This window comes from Paenibacillus sp. P13VS (genome assembly GCF_015143645.1).
GTDB lineage: Bacteria > Bacillota > Bacilli > Paenibacillales > Paenibacillaceae > Paenibacillus > Paenibacillus xylanilyticus_A.
Map to the genome: position 1 here is coordinate 84,079 of NZ_WYEV01000016.1, position 23,718 is coordinate 107,796.

Consider the following 23,718-nt stretch of genomic DNA (forward strand, 5'->3'; position numbering starts at 1 on the left):
ACGCAAGCCAGCGTTAATGCTTACACATGCGCAAGCTTGCGTGACCCGTCTTCCTTCTACTCACTCAGTATTTTCTGAATGCCTGCCTCCATGTTGTTCATGGCATCAGCCGGAGTCATTTTATTGACCCATACTTCATTCAAAAATTTAAAGGCGACTTCTTCACGGATTTGGGCAGTTTTGGTTGATTTTTTGCTAAACTTAACGACACTTGCTACTTCAGAATAATCGCTTCGGTAAGGCATATCCTTAAATTCCTGTTTTTCCAGAACGGATGGTTTGGAAGGAATATGACCGGCTTTGGCCCATACCTGGCCATTATCTGCAACCCAATCGGCGAAAATCATCGCTGCTTTCCGTTTTGCTTCGTCTTCATCCTGAGTCAAAGGCAGAATAATCGTGTGAGAGTCTCCCCATGTTGCTTCCTGGTCGTAAAATTTAGGTATCGGCATCGCACCAAACTCAAAATCTTTGGTGGATTCCCATGTCCCTGTCGTCCAGACACCCGTCATGGTCATTGCGGCTGTTCCGCTTTGGAAATTTTTATAAAAGTCCGGATCATTTTTCTTGATGTAGCCTTCGGTATACAACTTCTGGATATAGTCGGCTGCTTGGATCCCCTTTTCTTTATCAATCGCCGCAGATTTCAGATCGTCCGATATGACATCATTTCCACCCAATTGCGAATACAATGACCACCATAGACGGAAAGGATCATCATTGTTATTGGATAATGCAAATGGTGTAACCTTTGCTGGCAACTTTTCTTTTAATGTTTTAAGGAAACTTACAAAACCATCAGCTGATTGTTCCAACACGGGTTTTCCGTCTTCGCCAAGCAGACCAGCTTCTTTTAGCAGCTTTTTATTGTAAAACATGATAAAAGCATGTGTATCAATGGGTACTGCATAATGCTGATCGTCTACTGTAACCGCACTCAAAAGATTTTGATTGTAGGAATTCCAATCTACGCCTGCATCTGCAGCGGGTGTATCGAGTTCAGTGACTACCCCCTGATCAATCAGATCGGGCAGCCTAGAGGAATGGGATATGCCGATGTCCGGTCCGTTGCCGTTACCAACCGCGGTGACAAGTTTGGTATAATACTCGCCCCAGGCAAGCTTGGTATTTTTCACTTCGATGTCCGGATGGGTTTTGTTGAATTCATCAACTAATGCTTGCATGTTTGCCCCATCGCCACCATCGAACAATGTCCAGAAGGACAAGCTCACTTTCCCATCACTTGCGGCATCATCGTCGGCACCACCACTGTTTCCACTGCATGCACTTAAAATCATAGACACAGAGAGAAGTAATGTTAGTGCCAACAAGCCCACTCTTCTTTTCATGCGAGCATCCCCTTTATTCTAATATTATAGATACAAACGACATACTTGATTTATTACATTATTATTGTATCTATAGTGGGATTATAGCCACCAAACCCCTTTATGTCAACGCTTTCAATTATATTTATTGTAATTATTGAATCAAAAAAAGCCTTAGTTACAATTTATCCGCAACTAAAGCTTTCTCTTCAATCCACATCAGGATTCATTACGTAATTGATGGTCATTTTGATGTTCTGATCGTGATCTCCAAATTCTCTGCCAAACAGGTTCATCCCACCTTGGTGAACAGCATCCGGTTTGATGCCCACCCGCAAGCGCAATTTGTGACTATCCAGGAGGTTCAGTTGATTTAATGTAACAGGGGAAACCTTCTCCATATCAAGCGAAGTCTTCTCCTTGTCTACTCGCCAGGTCTTTAGCAAACCATATTGGGTTGACCACTCATGCCACCAGGCGGGATTAAGATTTCCCCTTCTGTCACCAAAATCCCCAGGACATGTCCACATGCCAATCTCCACGCCATTAATCCATACCGAAATATCGGAAGGCCAGTTGTGATCGTAGTTAGGCGCCTCAGAACACATTTCCATAGATACTTCAAGCGATTCAATCCTTGCTCCGGGCGGTAGTTCCAGTGGCATCAAATATTCAACATATCCTTTTCGAAACCACATGATCTGAGCTCCAATATGCTTTGGGTGAAAGAAACTCGCAGGTTCATCCTCACGTATAATCATTCCATCCGCATTGGCCATGCCACAGGTTGGGGATACCTCGCAATCGCTATAATGACCTATGGGCATGTCTACCTCATAGACTTGAACACCTCCTCTGGGACCCGCCTTCTCCAAATTCAGTGCAATGTGTATATCATCATAATTACGACTGCATACCTTCATCGCGCCGCGAGAAGCCGGCAGCAGCTCTGTATTAATTAATCTTGCAGCCTCCAAAATCTTGATATTGTTGGCTACAGTGGATACCGGAAGTTTAAGAGCTTCAGCAATCTCCACAATATTGAGGTTTTTGGAATTAAGGAGGCGGAGGATATCTACCCGGGAACGTGTAGATAAAGCATGGGTAACCGTTACCAGCTTGTCCGGGTCTTCAAAACTAAGCTCAAGCATTGCGTAATCCACCTCATTCTAAGATTGTATTTCAATAATTTTACTTGTATGTTACCAAAGAGTCAAATTTGCTGTATTAAACCTTATATTTTGTATTAAATGATTTTTATCGAATGCCTGCTTTCAACTTCACTTCTACAGTGTGATCCCCTCTTAGAGCCCACACAACGAATAAACACCTCAAAACGGTCCTCCATTTGATACAATACGGAAGGCGTTTTGAGGTGTTTGACTTGCCGAACGATTCGGGGACAGTTCACTTAAGTAATTCTGCCCGTTTGATTAGATCGTTTTTTTATTGACTTTACTGCTTTTGGATTTATTGGGTTTGAAGTTGCTGTTTTGTGCTTTCCCCGGCTTGGTAAACCATTCAGACTTGGGTTTGCGCGCGGGATTCTTCTTATTCTTGGCCGGTTTATTGCTTACGGAATTGTCGGCTGCAGCCTTCGATCCCTTACTGTTTTTTATAAACACAGAAGCACTCGTCATCGGATAAGGATGATCTTTGACTTCGGGAATGCTCTTCTTGATTACCTTCTCAATATCCTTGAGGAACGGCATTTCTTCCTTATCGCAAAAAGAGATGGCCATACCGCTATGCCCTGCTCTGCCTGTGCGGCCGATTCGATGTACATAGGTCTCTGGAATATTAGGCAGGTTAAAGTTGATGACATGCGAGAGCTCTTCCACGTCAATTCCTCTTGCCGCAATATCTGTCGCTACCAGCACTCGTGTGACTCCGCTTTTGAAATTGTTCAGCGCTTTTTGTCGATCATTCTGAGACTTGTCACCATGAATGGCTTGAGCAGTCACATTTACTTTGGTCAACTCACGTGTAACACGGTCAGCGCCGCGCTTCGTGCGGGTGAACACCAGTGCCGAAACAATGGATTTATCCTGCAAAATATGATTCAACATATGTTGTTTCTTGCCATTCTCCAATAAATACACAGACTGTTCAATTCGGTCTACCGTAGAAGACACCGGTGTAATTTCAACTTTCACAGGATCTACGAGTAACGTTTTGACCATTTTTGTAATTTCCGGAGGCATCGTAGCTGAGAAGAAAAGGGTTTGTTTCTTGCTCGGCATCTTGGAGATGATTCGCTTCACATCATGAATAAAGCCCATATCCAGCATCCGGTCAGCTTCATCTAATACCAAAATCTCAATGGATTTCAAATCTATCCGTTTTTGGTTAACCAGATCCATCAATCTGCCTGGCGTGGCGATAATAATATCTGCACCCTGGCTCAGCGCTCGCTCCTGCGCCTTCTGTGAAACACCACCAACGATCGCGGCGCAGCGAATATCCGTGTATCGGCTATAAATCTTAACGTTATCCGCAATCTGGATAGCCAGCTCTCGGGTTGGACTTAAAATCAAGGAGCGAATACGGCGTCCTTGTCTGGGACCACCTGACTTTTCGCTTAATAATTGAATGATCGGCACCGAAAATGCTGCCGTCTTCCCTGTTCCTGTTTGCGCGCACCCAAGCAAGTCTCTGCCTGCCAATACGGCTGGGATCGCTTGTTCCTGAATTGGTGTAGGGTTCGTATAGTTCGCTTTGTTCAATCCTTCTAAGATTGGGGGTATAATATTCAAGTCTTTAAAGTTCATTGAGTCTCCTTCATGACGTCCATATCTATTAGATGTGTCTTGTTATCACACGTAACGAATAAGGATACCATTAAAAAGACGATCTGTATATTATCTTTTAATCCCAATGTCAGCTCACCAGCTTCAACCCAACCGCAGATCCAAGCACCATGGCAATAAACAATATTCGAAGTGCGTTTCGGGATTCTCCATAGAAAATCATGCCAAGAATCGCTCCTCCGGAAGCACCTATTCCTGTCCACACGGCATATGCCGTCCCCATGGGCAGTGTTTTCATAGCCAGAGACAGAAGCCAGAAGCTTAATCCAAAACCTGCAACTAAAAGCAGGATAGATAGAACATTACGTTCTTTGTTCCATTTATTAATCATCAATACACCCAGCATCTCGAATAGGCCTGCCATAATAAGAAATACCCAGTTCATGAATGATGCGCCTCCTTCGTTTTCTGCTTGCTTACCATTTTCAGTCCGATTACTCCGAGCAATAACACACCAATGAGTATCATTTTTCCAGCCTGGACAGCAGCTCCGAATAGCAGAATCTCTGCCAGTACCGTGCCAGCCGTTCCCAATCCAACAAATACGGCGTATACCGTTCCGACATCGAGTGTACGGGAAGCCGCAATCATTAAGGAAAAGCTAACACCAATGGCGATCACCGTTGCTCCCCATTCCAACAGACCACTCGCATGCTTTAAGCCAATCACCCAGCCCACTTCAAAAAGGGCTGCAATCACAACAGACAACCAGGTTTTGTTCATCTTGACCTACTCCTTTTGGTATCCAATTTCATACAACAACGTTTAGGTTTTGTCTTAGAGACAAAATAAAAAAGCCCGGGAAACAAACTGCATTCAAGCAGTTTATCTCCCAGGCTTTTATCCCTCCGTGGCATAACCAACAGGTTATGAGCTTTCTCTCGGACCAGGCCGATCTCACTCGCGGAACCCTAGAAAGCATGTCGTATGATTTTATGTAACCTATTATACACACTTCTCCCATTGGGGCAAGTCTTTTATGACTTGATCACAATCCCCATTAATCCGACGAAGGTCGCCGCTTGATAAGGTGATATAACGCAGCCATTCAGATCTTCCATGTTCAATACCAGCGAGTCAAATTGGCAATTGCTAAGATCCAACCCCTTTAATTTTGTACCTGTCATGAAAGACTGATCAATATTACATTGGTCCAGCAGCATTTTTTGCAAGGCTAGATAGGCAAAGTCAGCACTAACTAATGAGCATTCGGCAAAAGCGACTTGTTTAAGGTGGGCAAATCTAAAATTGGAGTAGTCCCCCACACACTGGGCAAATTGAACGTTTTGCATTCTGCTGGTGGAAAAATCCGTGCCGACAAATTTGCAGTTGGTCCATGCGGCCCGGTGCATGATAGCACCTGAGAAATTGACGTTGGAAAAATCACAATTTTCAAAAACAACATCCGTAAATTCAAATTGCTCCAGCGTGGAATCAGAGATTATCACATTTCTGAAAATGACATTCTCAAAGGATACTTTAAGTGCTTCCTGGTTATCGAGTGAGATCTGTTCAATGAGTTGATTCCGGTATTCTGTTTTGGATTCCAATACATGAATGGTTTCTACGGTCATCGATTGTTCCTGAATTTTCGGGCTATCTATTTTCATGTGTCCATGGTAACTCTGTTTAAGACAACCTGTCAATCGGGTCACGACTTTGCTTCCAATTCACATTCACGTTATTTCCCATCAAAAAAAGGACGACCATATGTCGTCCTTTTTCAGTATATCGCAACGATTCATCCTACATTTTCACTGTTTAAACCATTGCTTCAGCCAATTCAAGGATTTCACCTGATTCGTGCATTAATCGAGCGATATCACGGGCCAGAGCATCCACATTATCCTGCTGCGTCGCCCAACTGGTGCAAAAACGGACTGCACTATGTGTGGCGTCTACCTTCTCCCAGAAGGTGAACGTATATTGGCTGCGTAATTTCTCAAGCAAAACATCAGGCAAAATTGGAAACTGTTGATTGGTTGGTGATTCATACAGGAACCGGATATGCTGTTCTTCGAGCGAATCGTGAATTCGCATGGCCATATCAATGGCATGTCGTGAAATTTCCAGATACAATCCGTCTTCGAACAACGTTTCGAACTGAATGCCCAGCAATCTGCCTTTTGCGAGCAGACCGCCCTTCTGCTTGATCATGTAACGGAAATCAGGCTTCAATGCATCATTCAGGATGACTACAGCTTCCCCCATCAGAGCACCGATCTTGGTTCCTCCGATATAAAACACATCACATAGACGCGCGAGATCAGCAAGGGTCATGTCACATTCCGGAGACGCAAGCGCGTAGCCGAGCCTTGCCCCATCCACAAATAAAGGAAGTCCGCATTTTTTACTTGTCTCAAATAATGACTGTAATTCGGCCTTACTGTACATCGTCCCGTTCTCTGTTGGCTGGGATATGTAAACCATTCCTGGCTGTACACAGTGCTCTGGAGAAGACTCACTCCTATGCGCTTCATAGACTGCTTTTACTTGTTCAGCTGTGATCTTCCCGTCTTCGCTGGGAACGGTAAGTACTTTATGACCAGTTGCTTCAATTGCCCCCGTTTCGTGAACAGCGATGTGGCCCGAAGTCACCGCAATGACACCTTGATAGGGACGAAGGATGGATGCAATGACCGTTGTGTTGGTTTGAGTGCCTCCGACCAGAAAATGCACATCAGCCTGCTCACTGTCACACGCTTGACGAATCAGAGCTCTCGCCCGATCACAGTGAGGATCTGTGCCATAACCGTTCGTTTGTTCCATATTGGTCTCGATCAGTCTTTGCAGAATGCGTACATGCGCACCTTCGTTATAATCACATTCGAATCGTATCATCGTGTTGTCTCTCCTGCTTTCTTTGTCAACTTCTCTTGTATGTTCATCATGGAAGCATAGACCTCTTGGATCTCTTCCTCATCCAGATTCTGCATTAACTTCAATATTTGCTGGTCAGACCGATCGTTTAATTCAGCGTAAAGTTCCTGGCCTTTATCCGTCAGCCGAATGAGGCTGACACGGCTGTCAGCTTCCGAATTCACCTTGGTGAGCAGACCTTCCTTAGTCAGCTTGTTCACAATTCGGCTCATATAACTGCGATCAATGGTCAGTGTATCCACCAGATTGTTGGCAATACTTTCTCCACGAATACCAATTTCAATGATGACCCTTACCTCGGCAAACGAATACCCCGTACCAAGGATGTGCTTATCCAATACGCCAAGAATATTGGTATAAAAGCGGTTAAAACGCCGCATGTCAGCCAGAATATCAGAATGTATATGCTGAGAGTCGATGCGAAACCCTCCCTTTTAGTGGACATTGTCAACATTATAATAAGTTGATTAGTGGACGTTGTCAACATAATGATCGTGCCTGCCGAAAAATAATACGATGCAATCATTTGAGGGCAAATGAAGCAGCAAAAAACCGCGCTTATTTGCGCGGTTCAGCTTCCAAAACCTTTTTCTATGAATGACTGTACTGTACCTGATGAAGTCGGCTGTAGATCCCACCAGCTGCAACCAGTTCATCATGATTCCCCTGCTCGGCAATGCCATCCGCGTTCACAACCATGATGCGGTCTGCATTCTTGATGGTTGTCAGGCGGTGTGCAATGACCAGCGTAGTTCTGCCCACAGACAGTTCTGCAAGAGATTTTTGAATTAAAGCTTCCGTTTCCGTATCCAGAGCTGATGTAGCTTCATCAAGGATCAGAATCGGTGGATTTTTCAGGAACATGCGAGCAATGGACAAACGCTGCTTCTGCCCTCCTGATAGCTTAACCCCACGTTCACCGATGATCGTATCGATGCCGTCCGGCAAGGTGAGAAGCAATTCCTCCAGCGACGCCCGGCGGGCAGCATCCCAGATTTGCTCATCTGTTGCCGTAAGATCCCCATAGGCGATATTCTCCTTGATGGTTCCCGAGAACAGGAATACATCCTGCTGAACGATACCAATGTGTTTGCGAAGGGATTGCAGCTGGACATCCCGAATATCAACGCCATCTACTGTGATTCTTCCCTCTTCCACTTCGTAGAACCTTGGGAGCAGACTGCAGATGGTTGTTTTTCCTGCACCGGAAGGTCCAACGAAAGCAACGGTTTCTCCCGGTTTAATAGACAGACTGATGTTGTTCAGTATACGGCGGCTGGATTCATAACCGAACGATACATTCTCGAAACGGATATCGCCCCGAACATGTTTCAGCTCAACAGCGTTTTTGGCATCCGCGATTTCAGGCTCCGTATCAATAATTTCAAGATAGCGCTTGAAGCCGGCAATCCCCTTCGGATAGCTCTCGATGACTGCGTTGATTTTCTCAATCGGACGGAAGAAAATGTTGGAGAGCAGCAGGAATGCCATGAAGTCTCCCATATCGATTTTGCCGTCAATAAAGAACCACGCACCGCTGATCATCACAAATACAGTGACCAGTCTCATCATCATATAGCTGACCGAGATGCTCTTGGCCATCGTTTTATAAGCAAGCAGTTTGGTTTGACGAAAGTTTTCATTGTCGACGGAAAATAGTTTTTTCTCATGCTCTTCATTCGCAAAGGATTGAACGACACGAATTCCGCCTACATTATCTTCGATCCGGGAATTGAAATTACCCACGTTGCCAAAGAGGCGACGATACGTTTTGGTCATGCGTCCACCAAACACGATAATGACCCAGGCCATGATCGGTATAATAATAAATGTAATCAAGGCCAGCTCCAGATTAATATTCGCCATGAGCCAGAATGAACCAATCAATGTCATAACGGCGATGAAGACATCCTCCGGTCCATGGTGAGCTACCTCTCCGATGTCATTCAGATCATTCGTTAAATGACCAATCAGATGACCGGTTTTTCGATTATCAAAGAAACGGAAGGACAACTTCTGCAAGTGAGCGAACATTTTCTCACGCATGTTGGTCTCAATGTTAATACCGAGCATGTGACCCCAATATGTAACAACATAATTCAAGGCTGTATTAAGTGCATAAATGGACAACAATACAATACAAGCCAGGATAATGAGCGGCCAGTCCTGACCTGGCAATAATTCATTAATAAATTTGCTCACGGCAAGTGGAAATGCCAGTTCCAACAGGCCTGCGATAACTGCACATCCAAAATCAATGACAAACAGTTTCTTGTAAGGCCGATAATACGAAAAGAAACGACGAATCATTCTTATTCACTCTCCAAATCCTTATTAGGGCTCTCATGTTCATCTTGAAGCTCGAAGAGATGAATATATTCATCGATAACCTGATCGATCGCTTTTAATTCACCGCTAATCATCGGACGAATATGCTCATATTCCGCTTGACCCAGCTGTCTGGCCAAAGTCGTTCTTCGATTTTGCATTTGCTCCAGAAAAACCAGAATGCGACCACGCCGGAACGTTTGCGCTCCGTTCCCCCGCTTACCGTGATGTTCACCATGTCCTCTGCCCCTTCTGGACCGTTCACCACGCTGCTCTTCTTCTCCGCGTCCACGTCCTGAACGCATATTTTGACGTTCTGCAGACTCACTAGCGTATTGTTCTCTCATTTCAAGAACACCTCCATATCGTATACATTTGTATACGAGTTAATATGTATACGATTGTATACGCAGAACTTTATCCTGTCAACCTGTTTTTTCCAGTTATGCGAGTTTCCCCTTTTCTATAAAAAAATGCTGAGGACACATACAATGCTCTTGTATGTAATCCTCAGCAAATAGTGGCCAGACCACAGAAGACACTGCAATCTTTATCTATGTTTTTCGGCAGGATGGATCGGCAAGGTCACAACAAATGTTGTTCCCTCACCCGGCTTACTCTCTACCTGAATGTCTCCCTTATGAAGTGAAACAATCTGTTTAACGATAGCGAGTCCCATCCCGCTACCCTCGTATTTGCTGCCATGGGAACGATCCGCCTTGAAAAAGCGCTCGAAAATACTCTGGTGATCCTCTGGTTCAATGCCAATTCCGTTATCGGATACGCGTATGATCACATCAGAGTGAACTTGTCTCATACTGACAGCCATAGCACCATGATCTTCGGAAAATTTGATGCCATTCCCGAGAATATTCATCCAAACCTGATCCAGCTGATCATGATCTGCTGTAACTTTAATCGCCTGCAGATCCAGCTCGAAATTAATGTTTCGGACAGTCCATTGTGGCTGCAGTGCCACAATTACGCGCCTGATCTGTTCATCGAGATTGCGCTCCGTGAATCGCAATGATTGCGAATCGGATTCCAGCAAGCTCAGTTTCAGCAAGCTGTCACTCATTTTGGACATTCGCTTTGCTTCAGCACTAATAATATCCAGATAACGGTCTCGTTCTTGCTCCGCAAGATTGACCTGCTTGAGCGCTTGGGCATACCCGGAGATGGAAGTAAGCGGCGACTGAACCTCATGTGAAACATTAGCGACGAATTCTCTGCGCATTTGTTCCAGGTGCTGCAGATCATGTGTCATTTCTTCAAAGCTTCTAGCCAAAGCTCCAAGCTCTCCCGTTTGCTTAATATTCACCCTGACATTAAAATCACCTGAAGCGAGACGCTTGGTTGCCTTGGTGAGCTTGTTGATTGGTTTGACTACAAATATGGAAGCTGCCAAAATTAGTAGACTGCCGATAACCAAAGAATAGATCAGGAACGTGGATATCCATTTTACATTAAAAGAAGTATAAGGAGAGACAAGAGGCTGAACAAATAACGCTTTTGTTCCCGACTCCGTTCTTAAAGGCATTCCCAAATAACCTGTATACTCTTTGGTTGCATTGGCCCGAACAATGTCTCCATTCCGTACGTTTTTGATTTGCTCTGCTGATACAGGAGCTGGGGACTGTTCACCTAGCTTACCGAAGGAGCGGAACTCATTATTCTCATCATAGATGCGAATATGATAGGTATCCAGCTGCTTCATCTCAGCTACAAACCAGTCTGCTTCACGCTCAGGCATCGTTTCATAGATTCGCACAATATCCTGTCCAAAGCTTAATAATTTGTCCAGCAAATTTTCATTCAGATTCTCGCGGAACACCAGAAAAGTAATGATAAATGCTAAAATGATACCCGCGATAACGGACACAAGAAAAGTCAGGACCACACGGATATACAGAGATCTGATCATCCACAAACCTCAAGCCTGTATCCAAGCCCCCGCACCGTTTCAATTCGAAATTCAGATGAAGCCACAAATCTTTCCCGCAAACGTTTAATATGTACATCAATCGTTCGATCATCTCCGGCATAATCAATTCCCCAAATTTGATCGATCAGTTGTTCACGCGTATATACCTGTCCAGGTGTCCCCGCAAGTTTGTATAGAAGCTCGAATTCCTTCAGAGGCAGTTTAAGAGATTCCGTGCCATTCGTAATTTTATAGGTTTGCTTATCCAAAATGAGCTTGCCCAGCTGAATCATTTGTGTTGAACCGATCCGGTAACGCTTCAGCAGTGCTCTAACCCGAACCGTCAATTCCAGCGGATCAAACGGCTTGGTCAAATAATCATCTGTTCCCAGTTCAAAACCCTTTACCTTCTCCCATGTTTCACCTCGTGCAGTCAACATCAGCAAGGGAAGGTCAGGACTTGCCCTGCGAAGTTCCTTGCATAATGTCCAGCCATCCATAATTGGCATCATAATATCAAGCACAACCAGATCGACAGGTGTCGAGGCATAAAGCGCAGGGCTTGCTTGCCATCTGCAGCTTCTACCGTTGTAAAACCGTCATTCTTCAGAAATAAACAGACAAGTTCGCGAATGTTCGCATCATCGTCAGCAACAAGTATTGTCGGCATGTGCTTCTCCTTTTCCTCCACTGCATTCTAAGTAGTCTCAACTATTATACTATTAATTTACTTGGTTGACCCTCTGTGTGATGTTAATCCAGACTGCCGCTTGAGACTCTCATTGTTTTTTACACGCAGGAGCAGTTGTATGGAGATTTCTCAATCTATGCTGCATGTCTGCCTTGTTCTGTTGAAACTGTTTGAGCCGGGAACCGTTGGCCCCGGACGGATGAGGGAAGCCCCACAATATCCTTTTCTCACGTATTCGTTTCTCCTCAAGCAGTTGACGAAGCACAGCTTCAACGGACTTCCCGAGCGGAATAACTAAGGGTTCGTCCAGTTGACTCCACTCAGGCAGAAAAGACCCAAGCACAGCTTCATATAAAAAGTTATTCTGGGTAATGGCAGGCTGATGTCCTGTATAATTTTGCTACTTCACTAAGATTGGATACCGGATCAGTGAAGTGGTGTGCAGAAGCGTGCACTCCGGATCAAAAAGCTTACTCACATGTGGTACATTAAAAAATTGGTGCAGTCCTATCTCCTGAAGCATTTGGATTACGTTTGTTCGCATGACTCCAGCCATTCTGGCGGCAAACTTTGCTTCCTGACAGGCTGTTTCGTAGGTGGCATGACGCTTCAAAGCTTGAACGGCTGTGCGAAAAGCAATCTCCATCTGCTGCCAACCGGGTGTAATGCCAACAAGCATGACTTTGGCGGAGAAATTGATGTATTCATTATGTGGAGAATAGTACATCTCAACGTTCCCTGCTTCTCCCAATTTCAGATCATTGATTAACAGATCCGCTTTGGAGTACCTCTGTTTCAGGGGAAGTGACTTCATGATCTCAATCAGATGTTTATGTTGGATAGAATCCATCAGCAAAAAACGTCCCCTCCTCACTTTCTAGTCTTTGGTCATTTGAAAAAAACCGCCGATGGGCGGTCATGAAATGGTTTCCGGAAAACCTACTCTGTAACCAAGACAGCTTTACGATCATACGTACTATCGTTCACATGTTGAAGCATAAAATCAGCCAGATTGGCACGCGACAGCTTGAGTTTCCGAGACTTGTCCGGGTGAATCTCCGCTTCGTGAACATACTGTCCATTATAACGATCCATCGTGAGCACGGGAGGTTGAACCAGTATCCAATTCAGCTTGCTGCTGGTTACGAGCTTATCCTTGTCCAGGTGATCGCGAAGCAGATTGGTCATGACGTTCGGGATGACATATTTGTATAAGAAACCGAGCTTACCAGCCTCCCTGTGAGTACCAATAAACGACACATGAATCAGTTTGCCAGCTTCGTTGTTTTCCATCGCCTGGATGATATTTTTCAGCGCGTCGATAAGAACGAGATCTCTTTTGAACATGCTCTTCGCCCCAAGAACCGAAAAGACTGCGTCAAATTTTTCGTTTTTCAGGACATGATCGACATCCGTATATCGGGTTACTTCTCCCTGCACGATCTTTAAATTTGGATGAGGAATACCCAGTTTGGAAGGGTTTCGGACAAATGCGGTTACGGTATGCCCTTCAATAAGTGCACGCTGCAGCAGCTCCTTGCCTGTTCTTCCGGTCGCTCCAAATATGATGATGTTCAATTGTCCCACATCCATTCTTTTGTTATTTACATGAATCCTTTGTACGCATACGAGCGAATTAACGAAAATTGTTTGGCCAGAAAATGTGGTGCATATGGCATGTCATTGCGAAGCCAGGCCACAATGGTTCCGATCAGTGCCGAAGAGGTGTACCAAATGGCAATTTCCTTATGGATGCCTGCCTGCGCAAAAGCACTTTCCATCTCCAGCTTCTCTATCTTCTCTGTAACAAGTCTAGTGAGTAATTTCAACAACCGTTCTGTAAAAATTGGGGTTCGTTTGGAGGCGAGCACGACACGATAGAATTTGGGATGATCGGCAAAATGCTCAAGCACTTTCACCAGAACTGGCCAGGCGTCCTCTGTCTCATGATTGTCAAATCGGTGGTACTGATCAACAATCCGTTCAATATGCTCGTTCATCTCGTCCGCCATTTTCTCCATCATATCCGTGATATCACGATAATGAAGATAAAAGGTTACCCGGTTAATGGTTGCACGTTCGGCAATGCGGTTCACCGTTAACTTCTCGATATCCACTTCCTGCAGCAGATCTACGAAGGCATCCCGAATAAGCTGTCTTGTCCGAAGTATTCGAGGATCGGTAGCTGACTTGTTATCGTTTTTCATAACGTATCACTCCTTCAGTTTCAGAAAATTACAATTTTAAATAATGAGTCGTTTATTTTCGCATTAAGCTACATAATTAACGGTTCTGTAAAATAAGCAACAATTATGTCCAGATGTGTAAATTGTAATCTGCGGGAATATGTATATAATTCAATAAATACAATGTAAACTATACAACACGTTGTAAATTTAGTCACGTGTAGATTGAAAGGATGGAATGGACTTGCGTCAAGCTAGATTAGACGAAGAGAAAAACATCAAAAAAGGTCCCATACTGTTTGTCATGATTCTGGGTGCATTTCTGGCCACATTGAATCAAACCCTAATGAGTGTTGCCACGCCTGAGCTGATGGGAGATTTCAATATCTCCGCTACAACGGCGCAATGGTTAACCACTGGCTACATGCTGGTAAATGGCGTACTTATTCCAATTACTGCGTATTTTATGCAGCGCTTTTCCACAAGGCAGCTCTTTCAGGCTTCCATGTTCATTTTCCTGATCGGTACGATCATATCGGCATTAGCGAGCAACTTCGGTACACTGCTTACAGGTCGTATGGTGCAGGCTGCTGGAGCAGGTATTATCATGCCGCTGCTGATGCATGTCATTCTCACTTTGTTCTCCCCTGAGAAACGAGGAGCTGCCATGGGAATGGTCGGCTTCGCAGTCATTTTTGCACCGGCAATCGGCCCTACCCTCGCTGGATACGTACTCGAGAACTATTCATGGCAAACGATGTTTTACGGCATGATCCCATTGACGGTGATTGTTATCGGTTGTGCATTTGTATATCTGAAAAATGTATCGGAACGCATTGATACGAAGTTCGATACAGTTAGTGTGACCTTATCGACCATTGGTTTTGGTGCCCTGCTGTATGGATTCAGCCGCGCAGGAAGTCTCGGATGGTCCAGTGCGGAAGTGCTCATCTGTCTTGCCGCAGGGATTGTGGCTCTCGCCTTGTTCACTTGGCGTCAGCTCGTTTCTGCAACCCCGCTGCTCGACCTTCGTGCGTTCAAGTATAATATGTTCTCCTTGACCACGATCATTAATATCGCAATTACGATGATTATGTATGCAGACATGATGCTGCTACCTCTGTATCTTCAAAATGCACGTGGTTATACCGCACTCGAATCCGGATTATTGCTGCTTCCAGGTGCTCTTGTCATGGGATTCCTGATGCCGGTTACTGGACGTTTGTTCGACCGATTCGGGGCAAAATGGCTTGCCATTATCGGTATGGTCATTACAATCGTTACCACGATTGGCTTTATCGATCTGACCGATTCGACCAGCTACACTTACTTGGTTCTGATGTCTACTGGACGCCGGATTGGTATGGCTCTGCTCATGATGCCAATTCAAACAGCAGGTCTGAATCAGCTGCCGCCGAGACTCGGTCCTCATGGTACAGCAATTTCCAATACGGTCAGACAAGTCGCTGGCGCGGTTGGTACTTCATTGCTCGTGAGTGTCATGACCAGTCGTACAACGACACATGTACAGGATATGATTGCAAGTGGCGCTGCGAACGGCTTGTCCCGGGAACAATTGGCGATGGAGTCCATGATTCAGGGAATCAACGATGCTTACGTCGTTATTATCGGCATAGCAGTCGTAGGGCTCGCTCTTTCCTTCTTCATCAAACGTACGAAGCAGGCAACCGAAGAAGAAGTCAAAATGCCTGTTAGACAGAAAGTTTCCATGAATTCGAACTAAATCGGGAACAATATAAACTAAAAAGCGGCAGATCAGGACGAACTTCATGTCCTGTCTGCCGCTTTTTACCTGAATAATCGCTAGCCTTGCCTTCCATTAAAAAGGATTCATTTATTCATAAGGTAAGGCCTCTTAATCTGCCAACTTCTCCATATCATCCTGCAATTGAACCAGCTGTGTACGAATCGCTTCCATACGACTCTTCACATCGGCTATTTGTTTCTGCAGTTTTAGCTCCCTCTCAGTGTCCCTTGATGAAATGGAACTTGACTCATCCTCAAGAGACGTCCTGAGCCGATTCAGTTCAGACTCGTATATACTCTGCTGCCTTTCGGCTTGTTTCAATTCGTCCTCCGCTGCCCCGATCTGATACTCCAGATAGGATACATCGGAAGAGCTTGCTTGGGTTAATCGCTGTGAATAGGTCATGGTTCACCTCAACAATTCTTCTTAAGATTCGTCCATCGCTTTGGCAAGATCATACGGCTGGATGTCGATATCCAGCTCCTGATTCAGAGCCAGCTTCGCTAACTGACTGCCGATAAAGGGGCCCATCGTTAAGCCTGAAGCACCAAGTCCATTGGCTGTGATCAATCCCTTCCATCCGGGAACAGGCCCCATTACCGGAAGAAAGCCTGGCGTAAACGGCCGGAATCCAACTCTTACCTCCTGAAACGTGCTGTTCGACAAGCCTGGTGCGAGTTCCAGTCCTTTATTCAAGATTTCCTGAATACCGCCCGGCGTGATTCTGGTATCGTATCCTTCAATTTCATTTTCATGTGTGGCGCCGATCACGATTTTGTGCTCGCCAAAAGCCAAAAGATATTGATCAGATGGTGGCATAACCACAGGCCAACTTTCTGTCTCTTCCTGATCGGATACCTGCAAGTGCATAATTTGTGCTTTTTGGTAATGAACCTTAAAGTGAATACCCAGGGGCTTCATGATCGAATTGGCCCATGCACCGGCACATACAATCACTTCATCCGCCAGAAATTGCTCTGTATCAACCGACACTCCGGTTACCCGATCAGAATCGAACAGAAGTGCAGCATTCCCATGAACGAGGACGGCTCCATTCCGCTGCGCGGATCGAATTAAGGCATCTCGCAGGGCACGGCCATCTATACGCGCTGCGCCGCTAATATATACGGAATGATAACCTGGACCGAGCAAAGGAAAACGTGCATGTGTTTCCTCTTCGTTAAGCCTTGTAATGTCCCCGACTTCCGGTGCATCTGCTCTTCGAAGATGGGCACGCTCCTCCATTTTGCCGATCTTTTCGATATCTGAATGAATACTCAGTGCCCCCACTCGGGCATACCCGGTTTCGGTTTCTCCCTCGCTCTGCAGTTCTTCAATGAGTTCGGGGTAAAAGCGTGCGCCGGCCTTGGCAAGCTGATACCAATCCTGATTACGCCTTTGCGACAACCACGGGCAGATGATGCCTGCGGCAGCATCCGTAGCTTGTCCGATATCACCACGATCCACAAGGATGACTTCCGCACCCCTTTTTGCTAACTGATAGGCTGTCGAAGCCCCCAGTATTCCTGACCCTACTACGATGACTTTCTTCATGCTTGCATCCCTTTCCTCTATCACTGCTTCCAGTATAGCGTATACTGTTTCGCATTCGATTAGCAAGAGATGCCCATTTTAGTATGCCATACTAAAAGGCTTTCGCTCCGATATTTGAATATAATCAAAAAAACACCTCTGGAGTGATTCCGCACGGCCTGTGCGGTTGACTCTCCAGAGGTACTTATCAGAAGTAGTTAAGCAGTTTAGTTTCTGCCGTAATACAGCTTACGATTGGTGATATCCACCAGGTACAGAATATCGACACCATTGGCATTGCGCTCAACACTGAGTCTCTCAATCGGCTTGCCTGGAGCAATCGACGTTTGGGTCCATCCGCCATTGCCGTCCGGAACAGCCATATATGCACGGTCGGTGCCGCTATATTTCGTATAATAGACCCGGACTTCTGACCCCGTCCACGTAATATCAATTCCCGCTCTAGTTGCCGTGGCATTATATACAGTCTGCTGCGTCCATCCACCTGCATCATAAGAAGCATATTTCACGGAGAAGTTCGTGCTTCCTTCCTCACGGTACCGATAGACAATCTTCGGATTGCCTGCTGAATCTACAGCCAGCTTGGCGCTCTGGATTCCCGGTCCGCCTGGATCGCCTCCATCCTTGACGTAGGCCTCGGTTGGAGCAAACGGCTGCACAATATCCACATTACTTAGCGATACGGGTGAAGTTATGACGCTGCCATCTGCTTTATAGAAAGTACCTGTTGAAGGTCTGTACTTCACGTAAGATAAATCATGACGTAGTGCGCTCGAAACAAAAGTTGACCATTCAAACAGGATGTGCAAGTCGCCTTGCGCATCGAAAACCAGATCATTGGGATAGAATGAACGACCCGCGTTCGCACCGACGACCGCCACTTGGCTCCAGCTGGACTGAGCATTGTTCCAGCGATACAAAATTCCTGGACGATATCCAGTCGTGTCATCGCTTGATCGGATCAGAAGATAGACATCACCATTTGGTGCTGTTGTCAGAACGGGGTATGTCCCCTTGAAAGTGGAGAAGGAAGGCATATCGGAAGAATGATTCTGCGGAGCGCCTCCAACGGTGTCTGACCTGAAATAACGCCAGCTATCGTTGTGCATGGATGCAAAGACATGAAATCGGCCGCTGCCGTCTCGTGCTATGGAAGGTTGGTTGTGCCCAATGTCATCACTATACTGGGCTATGCTGCTGCCATTCATCACCGGAATGTTGGACCACGTTCCAGATCCGTCCCGTCTTGCGATATTTACAGTATGTGTGCTCTCTGTGCCTCCCGGGCCGTTATATGCCAAGTACGCATACTCATTTCCCGTGCCATATGTCTCCAGCGGCGTCCACCATCCCGCCTGATTGCTTGAATCCATGGCATAAGGAACCTCCGTGAGTGCTGCTGCTGCCATACCAGAGCTCGTTGGCAGTATCGATATGAGCAATGCGGCAGCGGCGCCTATCTTCCAGAACCTGCTTTTTCCCAAGATCATTCGCCTCCTTCATGATTGGTGTAACATGAATTCGTAGAGAAAGAATCCCCGGCCGGGAATAATTAAAGCGCTTACAGTTTGCTGGGTGCTTGTTAGCGCCATCACCATGGTAACATGAGTTTTCCGCTGTAAGTCATATACAAAATCATGCTTTTAATAGAACAAAAATTTGATATTTAAGCTTCAAGATAAAATGGAATAGAACATTTCATCACTTCCGGTTTTGCTAAACGTTTTCGAAATCTTCCATCACCAAAAAGACCGAATGGGTTACCATTCAGTCTCCTTGGCTCCGAGGTTTGTGACAAATTGGCGCAATGCATGAGATACCCATTTTCGGGTGTGAATGACTAATTGGATTTCGAGTCTGAATTCGCCATGCTCCAGTGGCAAAACGGTGAGTTCCTCCCGCCGGATCTCATCGAGGGCGATCATTTGAGGCAAAAGCGAGATACCCGATCCTGCCATAATGCTTCGTTTAATCGCCTCAGGACTTCCGAGCTCCAGACCTACTTTGTAAGGAATACCGTTAGCCCTGAGCACTCTCTCCAGCAGCTGTCTGTAGTTGCAGGTATCCTCGGGCATAATCCATTCTTCGTCAGCCAGATCGCTCAGTTCGATTTTCTGTTTCTTCGCAAGGGGATGATCTGTGTTAACGATGAGGACGAGCGGCTCTTCCCGGATGGTGATCCACTGCAAGCCAGATTCGAGTGAAGCATTCGCGAGAATCAGTCCCACATCGGCTTCTCCCTCTTTTACTTTCTGCAAAATCATGTCTTCACGATCGGTCTGCAGCCGAATACCCAATTCAGGATACTGCTTGCGCGTCGTCTGAATCGGAGCAGGAAGAAAATAGGAAGCCAGCGAATCCATCGTTGCGATGGTAAGTGAGCCTCCGCCCTGTTTGGTCAGCTTTTCCTGCGAATGTTCATATATCTCCAGGAGTTGTCCGGAGAGCTTGAACAATTCTTCCCCGGCTGAAGTAAGTCGGATTTTATTGTTATTGTAACGTTCGAATAATTTGACCTGATAGATTTTTTCCAGCTTTTGAATCTGTGTCGTTACACTCGACTGTGCATAGCCAAGCTCTTCTGCCGCCTTGGTGAAACTTTGCCGCACGGCCACTTCACGAAAGGTTTGAAAATAATTCAAATCCATGTTCCTCATACCTTCCTTATCAAAATAATCGATAACACCCATCATCTATTATAGTTAACTATGATGCCAATTCCCATGGTAAAGTGAATTTAATGTCATTTCAACATAAATGGAGGCCATATTATGCTAACCGAACAACAGATTCAAGGTATTTATGTACCGGTAATCACCCCTTTTACGAAGGATAATCAGCTCGATATCCCTTCCTTTCGGAACTACATCACACATATGGCGAATAGCGGAATTCACGGTTTAGTTATTAACGGCACTACTGGAGAATCACCTACGGTTTCATGGGATGAAGTAGAACAGCTTGTTCAAGTCACGAAGGAAACCTTGCAAAGCATAAATAAAACAATACCTATCGTCGTTGGAACCGGAACCAACGATACAGCATCAACGGTCAAGCGCACACAAATGGCTGGTGAACTCGGAGCGGACGCTGTTCTTGTCGTCACTCCCTACTACAACAGACCAACAGAGGAAGGCATTTATGAGCATTTTCGCGTGACTGCCGAAGTGGGAGTACCCATTATTGTATATGAAATCCCTGCACGCACGGGTGTCCGTGTCTCCGTGGATACGATGAAAAGAATAATGAACTTAGACGGGGTTATTGGCCTTAAGGACAGCACCAACGGCGTGGAATTAATGTCGGAGCTGGTACGCAGCGGATCCAAACCCATCCTGTGCGGGGATGATGCATTCTTTTATGATATGTTAAGTGAAGGTGCTGCTGGCGGCATGCTGGCATCTGCCAATATTAACACGGAGCAATTCATTGAGGTGTACGATCGCTATAAAAATGGGGACAAAGAGGGCTCGCGTGAGCTGTTCACTCGAGTCGCTCCTTTTATTGATCATCTCTTTGCAGAGCCCGCTCCTGCCATGATCAAATGGCTGCTTGTCAATCAAGGAATCATTACTTCCGATCAACTGCGCCTGCCGCTGATGCCGGCATCTGAGCAATTAAAAGCGAAGATGGATCAATACATGGTGAGCAGTAACGCAGTAGGTTAAACCTTATCATTAAACGTCCTTCCATAGACAACAAAAGCCGCAGATCTGCGGCTTTTTCAATGTGTTTTATGAAATTCTAAATATATACGTTAGCTGTGTGATGCTATCCATTTGATGAATAATGTAGGATAAGAGCTTCACGTGTCTGTTCATCATAACTGATCCAGAGCTCGTCGCCAATCTCTACACCGAATATAGGATCGATCGACTGACGAATTTCATAGATCTGTCCTCCTCGATCCACCGTAATCCGCGCCAAGGGGCGCTCGCCGGCTGTTATCCCTTCATACATGACGGTTCGAATCGTGGCCGCACCCTGTTTGCCTTTGGCTAACCGAAGTTCACGCTCATAATCTTCACGTTTCATATGCATGGGAATCCGCGTTCCGTTCTGAACAACAGTATCCAATGGTACGAACAGGCTGTTTGTTTTGCGGATACTGTCCTCACCGCTTGTTATGATTAAATCCATAACCAACAGCTCCCGATCCAGGAACTCCGTCTCCTTCTTCTCCATTCGGACAACTTCTGCCTCCAGCGCCAATTGATCGGCAAGTTCCGAAGTACCCACACCATAACTTTGAAGGCGAACCTGGCCTCCAGCCTGAATCAACGTTGCCTCGGTCCCTACACGGTAGCTGAAGCCCGGAGGCTGCACAACCGGCACCTCGTATTCTTGTTCATCCGCTATAAAATGGAGCAGGAGGACCTTGCCGCGATTCAGGAATCCATAATGATCAATACGTTCAAGAACAGCATGATGTATGGTTGATGGCATCTGGCCCTGTAAATCCTCATCGGATATCAACATGGCCTTGTCCTTTTCCCGATTATAGCTGATAACTACCTGATCGCCGATACGATTAGCATTCAGGAGAGAGATCACCTTTTTGAGTTCAACCTCCTTCCGTTCACCATCCACCTCGAAACGAATTTTGAAGCGAACGAGCGGCTGATTGTTGACGTAGGTACCTGTCTCTGCCATCTCCATGATCGTACCATTCAACAGTTCACCCTCGTTAATCTGCCGTGTACGCCTTCTAAACAACAACGGCAGGACGAATTGTGGCACAATGATGACTAACAGCGGAATCGCGAGCCAAACTGCCCAGTTGAGGACAAGAACCCCCCCTTCACCAATATGACCCAGGAATCCACGGAAGGATAACTGTCCTTCATTCGCTATTTTGATCCATTCGAGCATCTGATCCTTCGTTTGCATATGGACTAGTCCTGTCTGCACGTTCATGGCCCCTGCAGCCTGTTCGCCGCCGGAGTAATAGAGCGTATCATCTTCGAGAGCTTTGTAAAATTGAACGTCCGTGTTCTCCAGATCCTCAAATGATAATTGCCCAACCATTGCTCCTGCATCCACAAAAGACTTTTTCTTTTCATTGTAGATATAACCGCGAACTTCACCTTGTTTCTCATCCTCCATGGAAGATCCAACAATGAAAACCTCCTGGTCATTCAATAAGAATACACGGGCTTGGTATACCGGTTTGGGAGTATTAACGACAGAACCCCACTCATTCGTTTTGGCATTATAGAAACGGACTTGTTTGGGATCGAAATCCTCAGCCCGAACCAATCGAGTGTTATCGACGCCGAATAATTTGGAAAACGTATTGGAAGCCTGTTCCTGTGCGAGGGAAATGCCTACATCCTCGGATTGAATCTTCACAGCCGGAAGGCCATTTTGTTGAAGAATTCCACTTACATGGGCCCTTTCGCCATGTTCAAGTACGATTTCAAATAGAGGAACAGGCAGCTCGTTTTTGAAGCTCCCGTCTAAGTCAGAGATATTTTCAGGATCCGACGGAAGTACATCTGGACTATTAAGAATCACTATTTTTACTTCTGCGTCCCTGACCTCTGCAAGGTATGTCGTTGAACCTGATGTTTCTCCATTCACAATGAGCCTGCCACGCCAGGCGTGTACATCTGCCCAAGGAGTATCGAGCTGCAATGTACTTCGGGCTAATTCTGTCACTTCTCCCGTATCCCGTACGTGAGTCAGCTGTAAGCTCTGACTGCTGTCTACTGTTGGGATGATCACACCGTTATTCTGATATGTAGCTGCTGCTAATGGACCTTCATAATTGGCAAGGATCATTTGTTCTTTGATCAGGTTCCCCGTGTTAGCCTCATACATGTGGAGCCTCAAATACATGCCGTCCCTTTCATCCGTTAAAGCTGCAATTTTGTTCCCGCCATCAAGATAATACATGCCTGTCAGATTGGAGTATTGATCCTGGACTCTCATAACCCCGCCTCGATAATCATTCCAGATCTGTACCGTCAGGATTATCGCAGGAACAAATATTACGAGAAGTGTAAACGGAATTCTATTCTTCTTCTTTTTCAAAAAATGCCCCCCTTCCGCACATCTAAACATTATTCATAATTTTCATCGTATACGCAACTTTTTTAAGTTCAGAAAACAAAAAAAAGCCGCGAATATGGTATTATCCCCTTTTAGTAGACATGAGAAAAAAGACATCTGTTAAGATGAACTTAATCATGTAAACGAAGGGGATTTTTTCATGGCTAAAAAAGGTCAAACATTCCGGCGGTACTC

At 45.6% G+C, this 23,718-nt stretch carries 22 protein-coding genes, 1 pseudogene and 1 riboswitch; of the genes and pseudogenes, 3 read left to right on the plus strand and 20 right to left on the minus strand.

The genetic code is table 11. From position 1 onward, the window contains the following. Positions 1-56 precede the first annotated feature (56 nt). The 12 genes and pseudogenes from GUA98_RS26600 to GUA98_RS26655 all read right to left on the minus strand — a co-directional run bounded on the left by GUA98_RS26600 (position 57) and on the right by GUA98_RS26655 (position 11,940). The gene (locus GUA98_RS26600) at positions 57-1,349 is read right to left on the minus strand and encodes an ABC transporter substrate-binding protein (RefSeq protein WP_153978340.1); all 1,293 of its coding nucleotides are present in this window, start codon (positions 1,347-1,349) and stop codon (positions 57-59) included. A 188-nt stretch (positions 1,350-1,537) separates the two neighbouring features. After that, the gene (locus GUA98_RS26605; RefSeq protein ID WP_153978339.1) at positions 1,538-2,479 is read right to left on the minus strand and encodes an ArsR/SmtB family transcription factor; all 942 of its coding nucleotides are present in this window, start codon (positions 2,477-2,479) and stop codon (positions 1,538-1,540) included. A 282-nt stretch (positions 2,480-2,761) separates the two neighbouring features. Then, entirely contained in the window at positions 2,762-4,099 is a 1,338-nt protein-coding gene (locus tag GUA98_RS26610; RefSeq protein WP_153978338.1) for a DEAD/DEAH box helicase, read from the minus strand. A 109-nt stretch (positions 4,100-4,208) separates the two neighbouring features. Then, a complete protein-coding gene (locus tag GUA98_RS26615; RefSeq protein WP_153978337.1) occupies positions 4,209-4,523 on the minus strand; it encodes a DMT family transporter in 315 nt (104 codons plus the stop codon). Continuing rightward, entirely contained in the window at positions 4,520-4,861 is a 342-nt protein-coding gene (locus tag GUA98_RS26620; RefSeq protein WP_095358261.1) for a DMT family transporter, read from the minus strand. Before GUA98_RS26620 ends, GUA98_RS26615 begins: the two co-directional genes overlap by 4 nt. Positions 4,862-4,965: 104 nt before the next feature. Then, a riboswitch (guanidine-I (ykkC/yxkD leader) is annotated at positions 4,966-5,064 on the minus strand. A 51-nt stretch (positions 5,065-5,115) separates the two neighbouring features. After that, positions 5,116-5,748, minus strand: a complete 633-nt coding sequence (locus tag GUA98_RS26625) for a pentapeptide repeat-containing protein (RefSeq protein WP_153980688.1) — start codon at positions 5,746-5,748, stop codon at positions 5,116-5,118. Positions 5,749-5,899: 151 nt separating this feature from the next. Further along, a complete protein-coding gene (locus GUA98_RS26630; protein ID WP_153978336.1) occupies positions 5,900-6,979 on the minus strand; it encodes a threonine aldolase family protein in 1,080 nt (359 codons plus the stop codon). Beyond that, positions 6,976-7,398 carry a MarR family winged helix-turn-helix transcriptional regulator gene (locus GUA98_RS26635; RefSeq protein ID WP_153978335.1) on the minus strand — a complete coding sequence of 141 codons (423 nt, stop codon included), beginning with the start codon at positions 7,396-7,398 and terminating at the stop codon, positions 6,976-6,978. Before GUA98_RS26635 ends, GUA98_RS26630 begins: the two co-directional genes overlap by 4 nt. Before the next feature lie 211 nt (positions 7,399-7,609). Next, positions 7,610-9,328, minus strand: coding sequence for an ABC transporter ATP-binding protein (locus tag GUA98_RS26640; protein ID WP_153978334.1), 1,719 nt, complete (start codon positions 9,326-9,328; stop codon positions 7,610-7,612). Positions 9,329-9,330: 2 nt separating this feature from the next. Beyond that, a complete protein-coding gene (locus tag GUA98_RS26645) occupies positions 9,331-9,693 on the minus strand; it encodes a hypothetical protein (protein WP_153978333.1) in 363 nt (120 codons plus the stop codon). A 203-nt stretch (positions 9,694-9,896) separates the two neighbouring features. Further along, a complete protein-coding gene (locus GUA98_RS26650; RefSeq protein ID WP_193724936.1) occupies positions 9,897-11,270 on the minus strand; it encodes a sensor histidine kinase in 1,374 nt (457 codons plus the stop codon). After that, positions 11,267-11,940, minus strand: a pseudogene (locus GUA98_RS26655) (response regulator transcription factor). The gene GUA98_RS26650 and the pseudogene GUA98_RS26655 overlap by 4 nt, the downstream one beginning before the upstream one ends. 139 nt (positions 11,941-12,079) lie before the next feature. Here GUA98_RS26655 and GUA98_RS29840 point away from each other — a divergent pair. Further along, positions 12,080-12,259 (plus strand): hypothetical protein, encoded by a 180-nt coding sequence (locus GUA98_RS29840; protein ID WP_227780146.1) that lies wholly within the window; start codon positions 12,080-12,082, stop codon positions 12,257-12,259. A gap of 102 nt (positions 12,260-12,361) precedes the next feature. Here the strand turns inward: GUA98_RS29840 and GUA98_RS29845 are convergent, their stop codons facing one another. From GUA98_RS29845 to GUA98_RS26670, 3 genes are all read right to left on the minus strand, one after another. After that, entirely contained in the window at positions 12,362-12,817 is a 456-nt protein-coding gene (locus GUA98_RS29845) for a hypothetical protein (RefSeq protein ID WP_227780147.1), read from the minus strand. Between the two features lie 83 nt (positions 12,818-12,900). Continuing rightward, positions 12,901-13,539, minus strand: coding sequence for an NAD(P)-dependent oxidoreductase (locus tag GUA98_RS26665; RefSeq protein WP_193724937.1), 639 nt, complete (start codon positions 13,537-13,539; stop codon positions 12,901-12,903). Positions 13,540-13,565: 26 nt separating this feature from the next. Next, the gene (locus GUA98_RS26670) at positions 13,566-14,168 is read right to left on the minus strand and encodes a TetR/AcrR family transcriptional regulator (protein WP_153978329.1); all 603 of its coding nucleotides are present in this window, start codon (positions 14,166-14,168) and stop codon (positions 13,566-13,568) included. 217 nt (positions 14,169-14,385) lie between these two features. Here GUA98_RS26670 and GUA98_RS26675 point away from each other — a divergent pair, with 217 nt between their 5' ends. Further along, positions 14,386-15,891, plus strand: a complete 1,506-nt coding sequence (locus GUA98_RS26675; protein ID WP_193724938.1) for a DHA2 family efflux MFS transporter permease subunit — start codon at positions 14,386-14,388, stop codon at positions 15,889-15,891. Between the two features lie 132 nt (positions 15,892-16,023). Here GUA98_RS26675 and GUA98_RS26680 read toward each other — a convergent pair whose 3' ends face one another. The 4 genes from GUA98_RS26680 to GUA98_RS26695 all read right to left on the minus strand — a co-directional run bounded on the left by GUA98_RS26680 (position 16,024) and on the right by GUA98_RS26695 (position 20,117). Continuing rightward, the gene (locus GUA98_RS26680; protein ID WP_153978327.1) at positions 16,024-16,320 is read right to left on the minus strand and encodes a hypothetical protein; all 297 of its coding nucleotides are present in this window, start codon (positions 16,318-16,320) and stop codon (positions 16,024-16,026) included. A gap of 21 nt (positions 16,321-16,341) precedes the next feature. Continuing rightward, positions 16,342-17,469 carry an NAD(P)/FAD-dependent oxidoreductase gene (locus GUA98_RS26685; protein ID WP_153978326.1) on the minus strand — a complete coding sequence of 376 codons (1,128 nt, stop codon included), beginning with the start codon at positions 17,467-17,469 and terminating at the stop codon, positions 16,342-16,344. Positions 17,470-17,675: 206 nt separating this feature from the next. Continuing rightward, positions 17,676-18,953, minus strand: a complete 1,278-nt coding sequence (locus GUA98_RS26690; RefSeq protein ID WP_201281198.1) for a BNR-4 repeat-containing protein — start codon at positions 18,951-18,953, stop codon at positions 17,676-17,678. Positions 18,954-19,229: 276 nt separating this feature from the next. After that, positions 19,230-20,117: a LysR family transcriptional regulator gene (locus GUA98_RS26695; protein WP_153978325.1), complete on the minus strand. Its 888-nt coding sequence runs from the start codon at positions 20,115-20,117 to the stop codon at positions 19,230-19,232. Positions 20,118-20,240: 123 nt separating this feature from the next. On the opposite strand from GUA98_RS26695, the gene dapA reads away from it, so the two are divergent. Beyond that, positions 20,241-21,137, plus strand: coding sequence for a 4-hydroxy-tetrahydrodipicolinate synthase (gene dapA, locus GUA98_RS26700; protein WP_193724939.1), 897 nt, complete (start codon positions 20,241-20,243; stop codon positions 21,135-21,137). 103 nt (positions 21,138-21,240) lie between these two features. Here dapA and GUA98_RS26705 read toward each other — a convergent pair whose 3' ends face one another. Next, entirely contained in the window at positions 21,241-23,505 is a 2,265-nt protein-coding gene (locus tag GUA98_RS26705; RefSeq protein WP_193724940.1) for a hypothetical protein, read from the minus strand. Between the last annotated feature and the right edge of the window lie 213 nt (positions 23,506-23,718).